General features: G+C 42.0%; 11 protein-coding genes and 2 riboswitches. All 11 genes read right to left on the bottom strand.

Going from position 1 to position 16,591, the window contains the following annotated elements; all coding sequences use genetic code 11:
• Positions 1 to 523: 523 nt before the first annotated feature.
• Positions 524 to 2,593, bottom strand: coding sequence for a glucose-specific PTS transporter subunit IIBC (gene ptsG / locus FGG79_RS20705; protein WP_138781803.1), 2,070 nt, complete (start codon positions 2,591 to 2,593; stop codon positions 524 to 526).
• 178 nt (positions 2,594 to 2,771) lie between these two features.
• Entirely contained in the window at positions 2,772 to 3,614 is an 843-nt protein-coding gene (glcT, locus tag FGG79_RS20710) for a glucose PTS transporter transcription antiterminator GlcT (protein WP_138781805.1), read from the bottom strand.
• 211 nt (positions 3,615 to 3,825) lie between these two features.
• Complete coding sequence (locus tag FGG79_RS20715) at positions 3,826 to 5,160, bottom strand: NCS2 family permease (protein WP_138781807.1); 1,335 nt, start codon at positions 5,158 to 5,160, stop codon at positions 3,826 to 3,828.
• Between the two features lie 119 nt (positions 5,161 to 5,279).
• A riboswitch (purine riboswitch) is annotated at positions 5,280 to 5,381 on the bottom strand.
• A 184-nt stretch (positions 5,382 to 5,565) separates the two neighbouring features.
• The gene (guaA, locus tag FGG79_RS20720) at positions 5,566 to 7,119 is read right to left on the bottom strand and encodes a glutamine-hydrolyzing GMP synthase (protein WP_138781809.1); all 1,554 of its coding nucleotides are present in this window, start codon (positions 7,117 to 7,119) and stop codon (positions 5,566 to 5,568) included.
• A 148-nt stretch (positions 7,120 to 7,267) separates the two neighbouring features.
• Positions 7,268 to 7,369, bottom strand: a riboswitch (purine riboswitch).
• A gap of 40 nt (positions 7,370 to 7,409) precedes the next feature.
• On the bottom strand, positions 7,410 to 9,617 hold the full coding sequence (locus FGG79_RS20725; RefSeq protein ID WP_138781811.1) for a transglutaminase TgpA family protein: 2,208 nt from the start codon (positions 9,615 to 9,617) through the stop codon (positions 7,410 to 7,412).
• Positions 9,614 to 10,831, bottom strand: a complete 1,218-nt coding sequence (locus FGG79_RS20730) for a DUF58 domain-containing protein (protein ID WP_138781812.1) — start codon at positions 10,829 to 10,831, stop codon at positions 9,614 to 9,616. The genes FGG79_RS20725 and FGG79_RS20730 overlap by 4 nt, the downstream gene beginning before the upstream one ends.
• A 1-nt stretch (position 10,832) precedes the next feature.
• Complete coding sequence (locus FGG79_RS20735) at positions 10,833 to 11,789, bottom strand: AAA family ATPase (RefSeq protein ID WP_138781814.1); 957 nt, start codon at positions 11,787 to 11,789, stop codon at positions 10,833 to 10,835.
• A 235-nt stretch (positions 11,790 to 12,024) separates the two neighbouring features.
• Entirely contained in the window at positions 12,025 to 12,852 is an 828-nt protein-coding gene (nadE, locus tag FGG79_RS20740; protein ID WP_138781816.1) for an ammonia-dependent NAD(+) synthetase, read from the bottom strand.
• 71 nt (positions 12,853 to 12,923) lie between these two features.
• The gene (locus FGG79_RS20745; protein WP_138781818.1) at positions 12,924 to 14,393 is read right to left on the bottom strand and encodes a nicotinate phosphoribosyltransferase; all 1,470 of its coding nucleotides are present in this window, start codon (positions 14,391 to 14,393) and stop codon (positions 12,924 to 12,926) included.
• A 333-nt stretch (positions 14,394 to 14,726) separates the two neighbouring features.
• Positions 14,727 to 15,551, bottom strand: a complete 825-nt coding sequence (locus tag FGG79_RS20750; protein WP_138781820.1) for a hypothetical protein — start codon at positions 15,549 to 15,551, stop codon at positions 14,727 to 14,729.
• Between the two features lie 120 nt (positions 15,552 to 15,671).
• A complete protein-coding gene (locus FGG79_RS20755; RefSeq protein WP_138781822.1) occupies positions 15,672 to 16,508 on the bottom strand; it encodes a hypothetical protein in 837 nt (278 codons plus the stop codon).
• Between the last annotated feature and the right edge of the window lie 83 nt (positions 16,509 to 16,591).

Below are 16,591 nucleotides of genomic sequence, written 5' to 3' on the forward strand. Positions count from 1 at the left end.
CACGCCGCCAGCGTTCGTCCTGAGCCAGGATCAAACTCTCCGATAAAAGTTTGAATAGCTCTTTAAAAATAAATCTAGAATTTACGTTGACGTATTGTCTTGTTTTGTTCAGTTTTCAAGGTTCAATGTGTTGCGCTTCTGTTTGAAGCGACTTGACCATCATACCAAGAATGCAGTGTGTATGTCAACAACTTTTTTTGAAATGTTTTATGATCTCGCTGAATGTCGTTATGTACGCGCTACTCTCTTGCGACGGTTTTTAAAGTATATCAATCTATTATAAATCCGTCAATAGTTTTAAGAGATTTATTTTAAACTATTTCATCATTCGCAATTCTTCTTTTCTAAATCTATGCCACTCCTGCCTTCCAACACCAGTGATATAAGGGTTTTCAAAATGGTATCCACTAATAAAATCATCTCGGAATACTCCCTTTCTTCTATATAATAACTTTCACAACGGATAATAGAAAAACCGCCTAGCTCTCAACTAGTGAGAACGAGACGGTTTCTTTTTCAATCATTAGTCGATCTTAATGATGTTTTCGTCGTTACGATTTACATTACCTGACTTCTCGATTGTTACTTGTTGTCCTTCTTTAAGGTTCGTAAAGACAATCGGTGTCATGATCGAAGGTGCGTTTTCTTTGATGTAGTCAAGATCTACCTCTAGTAATGGTTGACCTGCTTCTACCTGGTCTCCCTCTTTTACTAAGGTTTCGAATCCTTTCCCTTCCAGTTTCACTGTATCGATTCCAACGTGGATCAGTACTTCACGGCCAGCTTTGGACTCTAGTCCGATAGCATGCTTCGTCGGGAACACGTTTACGACTTTACCAGTAATAGGAGAAACGATTGTTCCTTCTGTTGGTACGATCGCGAAGCCGTCACCCATCATTTTCCCGGAGAATACTTGATCAGGAACTTCTGTGATGTCTTTGATCTCACCGGTCATTGGTGCTACAAACTTTTCGTTCTTTAATTCTGTTTGAAGTGCTTCAGGATTCACTTCTTCAATTTGTTGCTCTACTTCTTCATTTGCACTTGTTTCTACTCTTCGTGGAGCTTTCCCACGGATGATGTCTTGCATCTGTGATTTAATTGTGTCTGATTTCGGCCCGAAGATCGCTTGAATGTTATCTCCCACTTCAAGAACTCCTGAAGCACCTAATTTTTTCAGACGTTTTTTATCAACACTTTTCACATCGTTAACAGAAACCCGTAGACGCGTGATACATGCATCTAAGTGAGCAATGTTCTCTTGTCCGCCCATCGCTTCAAGGATGTTGTAAGGAAGATCCCCAGCAGAACTTGCCGGTGCGTCATCTTCGTCTTCATCCACATCTTCACGACCTGGTGTCATGAGGTTGAACTTACGGATAGCGAAACGGAATCCGAAGTAGTAAATCAAAGCAAACACGATACCTACCGGGATAACGATCCAGGCATTGGTTTGTGGGTTAAGTAATCCGAATAATACATAGTCAATTAACCCACCTGAGAACGTCATACCAATTTTCACATTTAACAAATGCATTGTTAAGAATGATAAACCTGCAAATATACAGTGTATACCAAATAATACAGGTGCTACGAATAAGAATGAGAATTCGATTGGTTCTGTAATACCTGTTAAGAATGAAGTCAGGGCAGCAGATGCCATGATTCCACCTACAACTGCTTTACGTTCCGGCTTAGCTTCATGGTAGATCGCTAATGCCGCTGCTGGAAGTCCGAACATCATGAATGGGAATTTACCAGTCATGAACGTACCGGCTGTCAGGTCTTGTACACCATCTTGAATCTGTTTCATAAAGATTGCCTGGTCTCCACGCACAACGTCTCCAGCTGCTGACGTGTAAGAACCGAATTCGAACCAGAATGGCGCATAGAAGATGTGGTGTAGTCCAAATGGAATAAGTGAACGTTCAATAACACCGAATACAAATGCTGCCAATGCTCTGTTTTCACCAAGCATGAAGTTTGAGAATGTGTTAAGACCATCTTGGATCGGTGGCCAAATCAATAACATCAATAATCCTAATACAACGGAAGATGCCGCTGTTGCAATTGGAACAAATCGCTTACCTGCGAAGAACCCTAGGTATGAAGGTAGTTCAATTTGATAGAAACGATTGTACATATAAGCTGCAAGTATCCCGACGATAATACCACCGAATACACCTGTTTGTAAGGTCGGGATTCCTAGAACCAGTGCAAATGCCGGATCCACCCCGTCACCTGTAACATCAGGAATACCTAATCCTTCAACGGTACCCATTGTTACGTTCATAATAAGGAAACCAACGATAGCCGCTAAACCAGCTACCCCTTCACCACCAGCTAATCCGATGGCAACACCGACTGCAAAGAGCAGTGCCAAGTTTCCGAAGATAATTCCACCCGCTTGTTCCATGACACTGGCAACGGTTTCAACTCCGCCGTTAGCAAGGAATGGAGCAATGTCTAGAAGCGTTGGATTTTGAAGAGCATTACCAAACGCAAGTAGTAGTCCAGCTGCCGGTAAGATTGCAACAGGAAGCATTAATGCTTTACCGACTTTTTGTAAAACACCGAAAGCCTTTTTAAACATGTGTGTTTCCTCCCTTATTTTTCTATTTTCGACTAATTAGATGATTGCGCCAAACAAAAAAGGCATGAGAAAAGAGGATAATGAACGTATATGGATAGACTACCCCAAAATACACGTTTCAATTATCTTCTTCACTCATGCCTGATCGTATCAGTTACACGTAAGAAAGATAAATACTTTATTTGACTTTATTTTGAATCCGTTGAAGATGCATAGTGAGGTAAACCGCCTCAGCATCGTAAACGGGCTTTTGTAATGTTTGCTGCATCATCTTAATCAGCTTCCAAGATAAATTATAGCAGACAGGGTATTCTTCTTTCAACAGTTTTGCAATTTTTTCTGGTTCTTCGACTCTTTCCCCTCGCAAAACTCGTTCGATTGTATAGCGAATATGACGGACAAGTCTCATATAGTCTACACTCTCTTTGTTGATTACAACATCAAGCTGTTGCTCGATCATTCCTGTTAACCGACTGATCAGTTGGGAGTGCTGGTTTACTTCTGAAAGATCCTTGTTCATCATGGCGCTATGAATATGAAGGGCAATGAACCCCACTTCCCCTTCAGGCAAATGCACGTACGTCATTTCATTAATCATGCTGACCACTTCTCTGGCGATTTCATATTCGAAAGGGTATAGCGTTCTCGTTTCCACAAGAAACGGATTGCGGATCTCCATCCCTCTCATCAATCGGTTAATGGCAAAAAGAATATGGTCTGTCAGGGCGATGTGAATATGTTCGTTAAGAAAAGAGTTTGTTCGTTTTCTGATCAACTCGATGGCAGAAATAATGACGTTCGACATATCCTCATTCAGGAAAGGAAGAAGATTTTTATATTGCTCTTGTTCTTTTTCCCCTTTTAGGACAAACATCTTTTCTGCAATGTCGTTTTGGATAGGGTCTCCCTTTTTTCGGTTGAATCCTATTCCTTTCCCGATCAGCACGACTTCCCCGTAATTTTCGTGAACGGCAATTAGTACATTATTATTTAAGGCTTTTTTCACATTTAAAGTAGACATCGTCAATTCTCCCTATCATTTCGACCATTTTCGACACTATCCGATTCCATGATTTTAACGAATTCTGACCCTTTTTTCAATTTTTACTTCTTCCAATAGTACTATCTTCTCTAAATACAGGTCGGTTTCCTTTATATCTTTCACTCTTTTGTCTAGAAAAATAAGAAAAAAGCTGATCCCTTGAGAGATCAGCTTTTCACAATGGTGTATGCTACACCAAGAATATAAAGTACAAAACAAAGATCACAAACAAGAAGTACATAATTGGATGAATTTCTTTCACGCGACCTTTCATGATCATCGTGATTGGATAGAAGATAAATCCGATGGCAATACCTGTCGCGATGCTGTACGTAAGGGGCATGGCTACAATCGTTAAGAATGCAGGCACTGCCACTTCGAATTTCTTCCAGTCGATTTCACCGAGTGATGAAACCATCAATACACCGACGATGATAAGGGCGGGCGCCGTCACGGCTGACGTGATCACAGCCAGTAACGGGAAGAAGAAAATCGAAAGAACGAATAAGATGGCCGTTACCACTGATGCGAATCCCGTTCTTGCTCCTGCTGCAACCCCTGCAGAAGATTCGATATAAGAAGTTGTCGTAGACGTTCCTAATATCGCTCCGACTACTGTTGCACAAGAATCTGCGAATAACGCTTTACCTGCACGCGGTAATTTGTTGTCTTTCATTAATCCCGCCTGGTTGGCTACCGCTACTAGAGTACCGGCTGTATCAAAGAAATCGACGAATAAGAATGTCAGTATGACCACGAGCATTTGAATTGTAAAAATACTGCCTGCGTCATTGAATAATGGTTCTAATGCTGCTCCGAAAGTCGGCGCAAGACTTGGCGCTGCGTCCACTACTCTTTCCGGTGTATCGATCAATCCTGCAATCATACCTACGATGGCCGTTACAACCATCCCAATGAAAATGCCGCCCTTAACCCCTCTTGTCATGAGGATCACGGTGATCACAATTCCGAAGACTGCGAGTAAAGTTGTTCCCTTTGTTAAATCTCCAAGACCTACTAATACGGCGTCGTTGTTGACGATGATTCCCGCATTTTGAAAACCGATGAATGTAATGAACAGTCCGATCCCGGCCCCAACTGCATATTTCAATTCTGCTGGAATCGAGTTAATAATCTTTTCCCGGATACCCGATAACGTCAGAGCGATGAAAATTAATCCTGAAATCAACACTCCCGTTAAAGCCGATTGCCAAGGTACGCCCATTGTTAAGACGACCGTGTAAGCGAAAAAGGCATTCAAGCCCATGCCAGGTGCTAAAGCGATTGGATATTTGGCTATCAACCCCATGATCAACGAGCCGATGGCAGCTGCTAAAGCCGTCGCTACAAATACTGCACCATAGTCCATTCTCATACTATCCGGAAGGTCCGGCACCGATTGAAGCGTTAACGTAAGCGGGTTAACGATTAAGATATAAGCCATCGATAGGAAAGTTGTTAATCCCCCGATGATCTCCCTTTTATAATTCGTGCCTACTTGCTCAAACTGAAAGAAATTCTTCATTCTTGTACTCCCCCTATTGAGTCGTCGTAAGAGTATACATTTCAATAAAAAAAGCCTCGAACTACCAGAGTTCAAGGCTTTGACTGTTAAGATCAAGATAAATAGGCACAGCAATACGGACCTATTATCCATCACCTCGTAGTCAAGCCATTTACGGTAGCTTGGTAGAAACGCTCGGGCCCTATTCCCGAAATTATACGACGTAATACTTTTATGATGTTTTGTCATGATTACAGTACTATTGTACCAACCGATATTTTGTTCGTCAACATAAAATACGAACATTAACTTATATTTTTCATGATAATGTTCGTTTAATACAAAAAGTGACAGGCACCTTCCACTTTTTGTCGATTAATACTGACTCTTTACGGAAGGCACCCGTCACTTATTTATTAATGCTTATTATTCCCACTCAATCGTTGCAGGTGGCTTACTCGTCACATCATACACTACGCGGTTGATATGATCGACTTCGTTCACGATGCGGGTCGAAATTTTCTCAAGCACGTCCCACGGGATTCGTGCCCAGTCGGACGTCATTCCGTCAATGGAGGTCACGGCACGGATACCGATTGTGTAATCATAGGTTCTCGCATCCCCCATTACTCCCACGCTTCGGATATCGGGAAGGACCGTGAAGTACTGCCAGATGTCACGATCGAGGCCGGCCTTTTTGATTTCATCCCGAAGGATATAGTCTGACTCACGCACGATCTCAAGCTTCTGCTCAGAGATTTCACCAAGTACACGAATACCAAGACCTGGTCCCGGGAACGGTTGACGCCATACAATTTCATCCGGAATCCCCAGTTCAGAACCAAGGGCGCGCACTTCGTCTTTGAATAATGTGTTCAGTGGCTCAATTAAAGTGAACTGCATGTCTTCAGGTAACCCTCCGACATTATGGTGAGATTTGATCGTTTGTGCAGTCGCCGTTCCACTTTCAATGATGTCTGTATATAACGTACCTTGAGCAAGATAATCGATCCCTTGCAACTTTGTTGCTTCATCATCAAATACATAGATGAATTCGTTCCCGATGATCTTACGCTTTTGTTCCGGGTCGGATACGCCTTTTAATTTATTTAAGAAACGGTCCTGTGCATCGACTTTAATGACGTTCATGTTAAAGCCATCGGCGAATGTCTTCATGACGCTGTCTGCCTCACCTTTACGAAGAAGACCATGATCCACGAAGATACATGTTAGTTGATCTCCGATTGCTTTATGGATCAACACGGCTACAACGGAAGAATCGACTCCTCCACTTAATGCGCAAAGAACTTTTTTGTCGCCTACCGTTTGACGAATCTTGTCCATTTCCATCTCGATGAAGTTCTCCATGGACCAGTCACCTGTACACCCACACACTTCAAATACGAAGTTCTTCAGCATTTCGTTTCCGTGTTCTGAGTGGCGTACCTCAGGGTGGAATTGAACGGCATATAGTCCTTTTTCTTCGTTACTCATGGAAGCGATCGGGCAAGAAGGATTCGTTGCATTCACATCAAATCCTGCAGGAGATTCCACCACAAGATCACCGTGACTCATCCATACGACTTGCTCTTCAGGAAGATTCGAGAATAGCTTAGACTGCTTTTCAATATTGATGGCCGCTTTTCCATACTCACGATGCTTCGCGCGTTCCACTTTCCCGCCGAAGTGCATAGTCATCAGCTGCATACCATAGCAGATTCCTAAGATTGGAATATCAAGGTCAAAGATACGCTCATCACAACGGAACGAGTCTTCACCGTAGACACTGTTCGGTCCACCGGATAAAATAATCCCGGTCGGATTTATTTCCTGAATTTCTTCAAGGGTAACTGTATGCGGGTGGAGCTCACTATAAACACCAAACTCACGAATTCTTCGTGTGATTAATTGATTGTATTGACTTCCAAAGTCCAAAACGACGATCATTTCTTGATTGTGCAATTCTTCTTTACCAAGCATTCAGTTCACCTCATCAGTTTATTTATGGGTCAGGACAGACTCCATCTTTCTAGTACCTGTTGTTGTTAGCATTCCAAAAAAATATAAAAAAAACTAGACTTCGCCTTAAAAAAAGGCAGAATTCTAGTCTTTTGCATACACGGATGTCAAAATAGAACACTGCCTTCATAGTCCAGTCATTTAAGGTGACCGGGTAGATACTTTCGAACCGTATTATCGAGGATATACGAAGGATGCTAACGAACACTATTATGAATTTGACATCATTTTATACTTTGTAACCAACCGGGTCAACCTGTTGTCCTTTTAATTAAATTTTCCCACAATTCCCTCATCTTCATCCAATCTTCTTTCGACGGGCTCTGACCATACAATATCCGTTCATAATTATTGGTCAGGCTGGTCATTTCTCGTGTACCAAAGAAAGAATCGACGTACCTGGAATAACCCCTTAATGTTTGCCCGTCATCCATCTTTAATCCATATCTGCCCAATTGCTTCATGAGAGAGATATAAGCTTCCGAGAAGACGTCATCTGTTGACTTATTGCGATAATAGAAAATCAACATGTACGGCAACCAGCGCCTTCTTAGCATGTATAAGGCAATACCGATGATAACAAGGAGCATAGTTCCAATCACAATCTTACCCCAGTTTTCTACAAAGAACGATTTGGTGTTACCCCAAAGCTCGGATAGGGTAAAACCATTTCCTGATGCTGCATCTTCTTCATCAGGTTGCAAAGGCTTCTTCGGTGTGTCTTTCTTCTCGGGAATAGGTACTTCGTTGTTCTCAGGATCAGGCACATCCAAGTCATACTGATAAGAAACATTGTTACTGAAGCCGACTGTCGGCTCAAAGGGAACCCATCCTACTTCCGGGAAAAACACTTCCACCCAGGAGTGGGCATTGTTGTTCGACACCTCATAAAGCTTATAGGTTGAATCCACCTGCCGACTGTATTCCCCTTCTGTATACCCTTTAGCCCACCTTGCCGGGATACCTAAGGACCGGACCAACACGACCATGGATGTGGAGAAGTTATCACAGTAACCACGCTGCGTGTCGAATAGGAACTGATCGACGTAATCCTCCCCTTCTTCGGGAACAGCGACGTCAAACTGGTCATACACATAGGCTTTCTTCGAAAAATATCCTTCGATTGCCCTTACTTTGTCATACCAATTGTCCTCTTCCGACGTAATCTCGAAGGCCAGATCCAACACCCGTTGAGGAGTTGTGTCAGGGATTTGAGTATAGCGATCGACGAAATCAGGAACCTGCATGATCTCCTGATTTTCGTTCGCTGCTTTCATTTTTTTCTGAGAGAAGAACGGGTGCCGATAGGAAAGCTCGTAGTCCTCAAGCTTTACCGTCTCATCCAACTCTTTATAGCTTGTCACCTTCTCGTTAATGGGATTAAAACTAAAATACCCATTCTTATTCCCGTTAATCGTCTCTACCCCGTAAGGATAGACGACATGGGAATACTTCCGTTCCACCATGACCTTTTCACTTTCCAGGTCTCGTTCTTCTTCCGATTCAACTGAAGGAATGGGAACCAATTCACCGGAATTAAACGGAAGAGCAGACTGTTGGTCGTCCGGAATGGATTGCTCCCAGCCCTTACCCGTGTACAAGTCTTTCGTTTCAATCTTCCAGTAATGCTCCCTTGTCACTTCCGCATTAAACACAACGGTGGGATCACCAACAAACGGACCGCCAAGCTTTGAATCATCGGTATCATATCCGATTTTATTCACGCCACTGCCACCTGCATCTTTTGAAAAAGATTGAAGGTAAGGAACCGGATCCGGCCAGATGGGATCTGATTTTGGCGCTGCGAATGCAACGACTGAGCTTACTCCCAGCATGACGGTCAAGGGAACGATCCAGCGGTGACGACTCATCCTAGATCCAAAAAGGTTCTCCCTTTGCATCAGTCGTTCCAGTGCCAGCAGTCCCATGAGGAGAAATCCGAATATAACAACCCGTATAATCGCTTTATCCCCTTCATACACAGTGAACGTATCGATGAGACAAACATATGTTACTGTCATTACATAAAAGAGAAGAATCGTTTTTCTCACGGATAACCAATAATAGATCAAATACGTCATCAACCATAACAAGACAAAAAACAATAAGCTTCTGTATTCAAAAGAAAGGCTTGGCCATTCACGCCCGAGCGTCAATCCAAGATTCTCCCACAAATCATGGCTGAAATCCCTGAACCAGCTGAGAGATAAGAAAGATCCTTTATAGTACAAGCCATGCAGGCTATACAAAATAAAAAGAATCTTAATGGGTGCTGATATGAAGTACTGAATCCTGAAATAGGACAGAAACAGGGCCACGGCAATAAACACAATAAAGTGTGTCAAACTACCAGTATCGGTCACAACCTTCAAGGGCTTCAACCATTCCCAAAGAAGTAAAAACCCAAACAGGTAAATCATAATCGTGAAAAGGTGGTGCTTCGATGGTTCATGACTCATGCTCGTTTCACCTCCAAAAAGGCAGAAGAAAAGTCGCCTTCATGGCATACCATCAATCGAATTCCACGTGAGGAAGCGTAGGCCTTCAATGATTTCTCTTCCGCTGTGAACACTTCTCCGCTACGTTTCACCAGAAAGATCACAACCGAACTATTCCGCTTTGCATATTGATTCACGCTCATAATCATCTTCTTTGAAACAGATGAGGTGACAAATAAGACAGCAGCCGACTGGGAGTAGTTCAATCCCTCTCCCTGCAATACTTTCCCTAACCCGTAGGGACTGTCTTGTCTCACTTTAGCCAAGTGATAGGATAGCTGACTGAGATGCTCCTCCCCACCTCTAATCGGAAATGACACATGATCTTTACCGATCGAGACGACGCCTACCTGGGCTCCCTTCTTCACAATGGAGCGGATCATCGAAGCCGTAAACGTGACCATCGCTTCAAACGCAGGAGACGATTCCCGATCGAGCACAATCAATACATCATGGGATTGCCGCTCTTCAAACTCCTTCGTCATCAGCTCATTGGTCCTGGCAAAGGTTTTCCAGTGAATCCAGGAGAAACGATCACCCGGCTGATATTCACGTATCCCTGTCGCCATCGTTGTGTCCTTTTGAATCTTCACATTTGATGTGGTCATTCCTTGATCATAGCGACTTTCAAGGGGCCGGTATGGCACATCCACCGTCGACGGATACACAAGGAGCTTGTCTTTACACTCGATCGTTGCTTCCTTTTCAAACACACCGAAGAAATCACCGGTCCGGAATCGAACGGCAGAGAACAAATGCTCTCCACGAGGCAGCTCTTCTATGAGATACGTTAACGTGATTCGTCTTCTGAATCCTGGATGAATCATCGCCTTTGCCTTTTGAAAGCTGGAATGATGAAACATGGAATCTGTCACCACATCCTCCATCACCATATAAAACAACGGAAACGGGATTCTCCTGGAAAGAGTTACAGTCACCTTCAGCTCATCCCCCGCTTTATACTCATTGGCTTCGAAGCTCCGCTCAACATAAAACTCAGACAACGGATATAAGAAAATAAATACGGAATAAAGGGCGAATGGTATAAAACTATAGAACAAGAACCAACTAACAAACCCACCTTGAAACATCGCAAAGGAAAATGTGATCCCGATTAAGAAAAGGAGCAACAGAAATTTCCCGAGTGGTTTTAAGAATTGTAATGTATGCTTCATCCTATCTCACAAGCCTTTGTACCGGAACCGGGATTCTCGCCATAACTCTCTCCACGACTTCCTCCGGTGTGATCCCCTCATACCTCGCCTCAGATTTCATGATGATCCGGTGGGAGAAAACAAAAGGAGCCAGGTATTGAACATCATCAGGAACAATGTAGTCCCTTCCTCTTAAATAGGCATAAGCCTGACAAGCTTTCATCAACGCGATGGATCCACGGGGACTTGCGCCCAAGTACACATTCGCATGAATCCTCGTACGGTTCGCAATTTCAACAATGTATTTCTTTATGGTGTCATCCACCAACACTTCCCTAACATCCCCTTGAATGTATCTCAATTCCTCAAGGGTCATCACAGGCTCTAGCTCATCGATGGGCGGAGTCCTCTGGGCGCGATGAAGAACCTCCATCTCTTCTTCCGGTTCCGGATAGCCCATTTTCATCTTTAATAAGAAGCGGTCCAGTTGCGCTTCCGGAAGAGGATAGGTTCCTTCATACTCAATCGGATTCTGTGTCGCCATCACGAAAAAGGGTTTATCGAGTTTCCTTGTCTCTCCATCAATTGTCACACTGCTCTCTTCCATCCCCTCAAGTAGAGCGGACTGAGTCTTCGGTGACGTACGGTTAATCTCATCCGCCAGAACGATATTCCCCATAATTGGACCCGGCCTGAACGTGAATTCCATTTCCTTCGGATTATAGATCGACACCCCGATCACGTCCGACGGAAGTAAATCCGGCGTAAACTGGATACGCTTAAAGCTCGCTCCCACCGATTTTGCCAAAGCGCGAACCATCATCGTCTTCCCTACACCTGGAACGTCCTCAAGTAATACATGCCCGCCGGCAAGTAGGGAAACGATACTCAACTCCGCTACCTTTCTCTTCCCAATCATGACTTTTTCTATATTATCAATGATACTTTGTAACTTCGGATTCACCATTTCATGTGACATCGTACCCCTCCTGAATGTTTCAATATCTTCTTTAACTATTACTACTTTCGTTTAAAAAGTCGAAAATCCTCTATAATTTGGGAAAAATCTAGAGGGAATTTAGGGAATTGGTAGGAGGTTGGGATTATCCGGCAAGGGGAACAGACGGTTTTTGTCGAATTATTCTACTTTCAACCAAGTAACCAAAACAAAAAAAGCCAATTCTCGAATATTCAAGAATTGGCTTCAACGCTATTTATTTCCAAAAATCATCAAACACCGTAACTGGCAGGTGACGTTTATGCTGTGTTTTTAGGTAATGACCTTCAATGGCTTTTTTCGCTTCGGCAGGTACTTCTTTACCTTCCAAGTAATCGTCCAGCTGATCGTACGTGACGCCAAGAGCTTCTTCATCGGGCAGCTGAGGACGATTTTCTTCAAGGTCCGCTGTTGGCTTTTTATTGTACAAGTGCTCCGGACAGCCAAGCTCCATCAAGAGCTTCTTCCCTTGTCGTTTGTTCAGTCGGAAAAGGGGCACGAGGTCTGCCGCTCCATCACCATATTTTGTATAGAAACCAGTAACCGCTTCAGCAGAGTGATCAGTACCGAGAACTACACCATCCTTCATGGCTGCGATGGCAAATTGAACCTTCATCCGTTCACGGGCTTTTTCGTTCCCTTTAACAAAGTCGGAAAGATCAATGCCGTTCTTCTTCAGAGTTTCGACACTGGCATCAACTGCCGGCTGGACATTCACCGTTAACGAAACGTTCGGGTTAATGAATTCCACTGCATCGATAGCATCCTGGGCATCTCCTTGCTCACCATAAGGAAGTCTCACGGCATAGAAAGCATAGTCCGAAGATCCAGTATCCTTGTTCATTTCATCAATTGCCATCTGTGCAAGTTTCCCGAGTAAGGTGGAATCCTGACCACCTGAAATCCCAAGGACAAGACTTTTCATAAATGAATGCTTCGTAAGGTAAGCCTTCATAAAGTCGACACTGCGACGGATTTCCTCCTGCGGATCGATTTCCGGCGATACCATCATTTCTTCTACAATTTGTTTTTGAAGAGAATCCATGTTTTCACACTCCATGTTAGGTTTTATTACATCACATTATATCTTTTTATCTTACCCAATCACAGGTAAAATTACCAATTCCCGCTATGTTTTTCTTTCACTTCAGCCTTCACTTGCTGGATCAGATTCATCTTGTTGTTCCAGCACTCTTCACTTAAATCCACCGGGTACTCTTCCGGGTTCATCGACCGTTTATACTCATCCCACAACAACTCGAGATTGTCATTCACAAACGATCTCATCTCTTCTAAAGGAGGTGCTTCAAACACGAGCTTTCCATCCTTAAATACATCCACATGGAGCTCTCTCGCTTCGAAATTCGTCACGAATTTACTGATGTAAGTATGAACGGGGTGGAACATCTTCAACCGTTCCTGACTTTCCGGGTGTTCATGGTCGAGGGCAATATACTCGCCCTCTGATTTATGATTAACCGTATTGATGATCCGATAAACCTTTTTCATCCCGGGAGTCGAAACCTTCTCCGCATTGCTGGAAATTTTAATCGTGTCTTCCATCTCACCCGCTTCGTTCTCAATGGAAACAAGCTTATACACGGCACCTAAAGCAGGCTGATCGTAAGCCGTGATCAGCTTCGTCCCAACACCCCATACATCAATCTTCGCCCCTTGAGCTTTCAAGTTCAGGATCGTATACTCATCCAAATCGTTTGAAGCGATGATCTTCGTTTCCGTAAAGCCTGCATTATCAAGCATCTTACGGGCTTTCTTCGATTGATACGCCATGTCTCCACTATCCAGGCGAATCCCCTTGAAATTGATCTTATCGCCTAGTTCCTTCGCCACCTGAATCGCTGTCGGCACACCGGATTTCAACGTGTCATACGTATCCACCAAGAACACACAATCCTTATGGCTCTCAGCATACTTATGAAAGGCCTGATACTCATCCCGGTAAGCCTGTACCATCGAATGGGCATGGGTACCGGAAACAGGCATCCCGAATAACTTTCCTGCCCGCACATTACTCGTCGCATCGAAACCTCCGATATAAGCAGCACGGGTTCCCCAGATCGCTGCATCCAGCTCGTGGGCCCGTCTCGTCCCGAACTCCATCACAACCTCATCCTGCACCACTTGCTTGATCCGGTTCGCCTTCGTCGCAATCAACGTTTGATAGTTCACGATATTTAAGATCGCCGTCTCCAACAACTGAGCTTGAGCTAAAGGCGCCTCCACGCGGACAAGGGGAACATTTCCGAACGCAACCTCCCCTTCCTTCATGGAACGAATCGTCCCCGTGAAACGAAGATCCGCCAAGTATTGAAGGAAATCCTCCTCATATCCCAACTCCCGTAAATACTCGATATCACTCTCAGAGAAATGAAACTTTTTCACATAGTCAATGATCCGTTCAAGCCCGGCAAACACCGCATATCCATTGCCAAAAGGCAGCTTTCGAAAGAACACTTCAAAAACAGCCTTTCGATTATGGAAATCATCATCCCAATACGCCTTCGTCATATTTATCTGATACATATCTGTATGTAACCCTAAACTATCATCTGCATAGTTCGTCATGTATTTCTCTCCTTTAAGCTGTAGCCAATTGTAGGTCTTATCTATTTTAACCAATATTGGGTGGGATATCGAATGATTAGTTTAGGTTGTGGATTTAAACAAACGTTTGATTAAATTTACATTCTTTGTGGGGGGAAGTAATTTTGTTATAGATACACATAACTAAGCTGAATCGATTCATTAAATTTGTAAAGCCATTAAACGTAATATTTGAAAGTTAAATATCATCTTAAGCATATCAGTTGGTTCTGGTTTATACTTGTACTCTAGGAGAATTAAAAACTTTCTTTATCTGTATGGAATTTTTTCGAATCCTCCATCAAATCCCACTTCTTAGTTCCTTATTTGAGGAACAAGATTTGTTTCAAATCTCTGATATCCCTCTTTTATTTTCAATTCTTTAAATTTTTCTAAATCTTCATGAGAATAAGATAGAGACGAAACATCTCCAATTTCCTTACGTACAACACCTTTATCAAATCCCATTACATATTTCTTCACTTTTTCCTGGTGCAGATGGTTTAATGATTTATTTAATTTTTTTCCATTAGATTTATCTTCTAAATCTTTGAGAATTCTTGGAATATCTTCATAATTTGAAAGTTGCATCTTGTTCTCTTCAAAATGCAAAGTGTGTGCTTCAATAAACAATTCATGTAATCGATTAAATGTCTTCTCTTTTAAAACCAGCTCCTTTTCTTGGATAGATGAAATATTACATACTTCCTTAAATATGTTTAGAAATCTTTCATGGTTACTATAGATTGTTCTGCACATATTAAGCAATAGAGATAGTTCTTGATATAAATGGTGATTCTCATCGATTCCCCCATAAACTTCATTAACTTGATTCTCGATTGTCTTCATCATTCCTACAGGTCTTTTGAGGTCGTCTTTCATCTCTTTATTAGCATAACGCATTATATTATTATAAGAACTAACTCTCCATACAATCTCCTTTGCATGTTCCAATTCAGGGACATTTCCATCTTCTCTAATGGCCATGGCGCCTCTAGGGATACCAATCAAATTTAAAAATAAAATGTAATAATACTTTTGTCCGTTATACTCTGCTATGTGTCTAGAGACTTCAATTCTCTCATTCCAAATTTTTTTCTCTTTAATCGCTTTTTTTACTTTTGCTTCAAGTGCCGGCATATATTACCCTCCGAAAAAGTTTTCAAATTGTTTATAGCACATGGACCATTTCGGTCGCTTCTAAACCTTATTAATCAAAAAATTTAATTAATAATAGTTTCAGTTAGATAATTCAATTTCTTAGTTCCTTATTTGTGGGACGAGATTTGATTCAAACATTTGATATCCTTCTTCGATCTTCAATTGTCTAAAGGATTCAACATCTTTTGGAGAGTAGGACAAATCACTAATATCCCCTACTTCTTTCTGAATAACGCCTTCTAAAAAGTTAACAAACGATTTTCTTCTTTTTTCTGTATGCATATTAACTAATGTTTTATGTAATTTCTTCCCTTGGTTACTCTCGTCCACATGTTGCTTGATTAAAGGAATATCATAGAAATTTAATAGTTGCATACATTGTTCTTTATATAGAAGCACATGCCATTCAATAAAGATCTCATGGGTTCTATCAAATGTCTCTGCGGTTAATACTTTTTTTATATCTTGAGACTCTCCAATCGAACATATTTCTTTAAACATTTGCACAAATTTCGGTTGGTTCTCCTGCATAGTTGTACACAAGTCAATTAACAAGGTTAATTCTTTATGAAGCGGATGTTCCACAGGAATAACCTCACCAAAATATTCTTTTACCTGATTCTCAACTGTTTTCATTGTTTTTATTGGACGTTTCACAATATCTTTCATACCATCTTTAGATTGACCCGCAAAACGCATAATATTATTATAGGAACTTACTTTAAAAACAACTTTTTTTGTAATGTCTCTTCCGGGCATATCACCATCATTTCTAACAGCGATAGCCCCTTGAGGAATTCCGAATAAATTTAAAAATAGAACATAGTAATATAATTCCCCATTGATTTCTGCAATATGACGGGATACTTCTGTACGTTCATTCCACCTTTTCTTTTCTTTAATTGCTTTTTTTGTTTTTTTGTTCATTTCAAACATAATATTTATCCTCCCATGAAGGTTATCTTTGTACATCCCAAATTTTTCACCGTTTTTTTTAAAGATTATGAGTCTAAGGATAT

Origin of the sequence: Bacillus sp. BHET2 (assembly GCF_005938125.1) — a bacterium.
Classification (GTDB): Bacteria; Bacillota; Bacilli; order Bacillales; family Bacillaceae_B; genus Rossellomorea.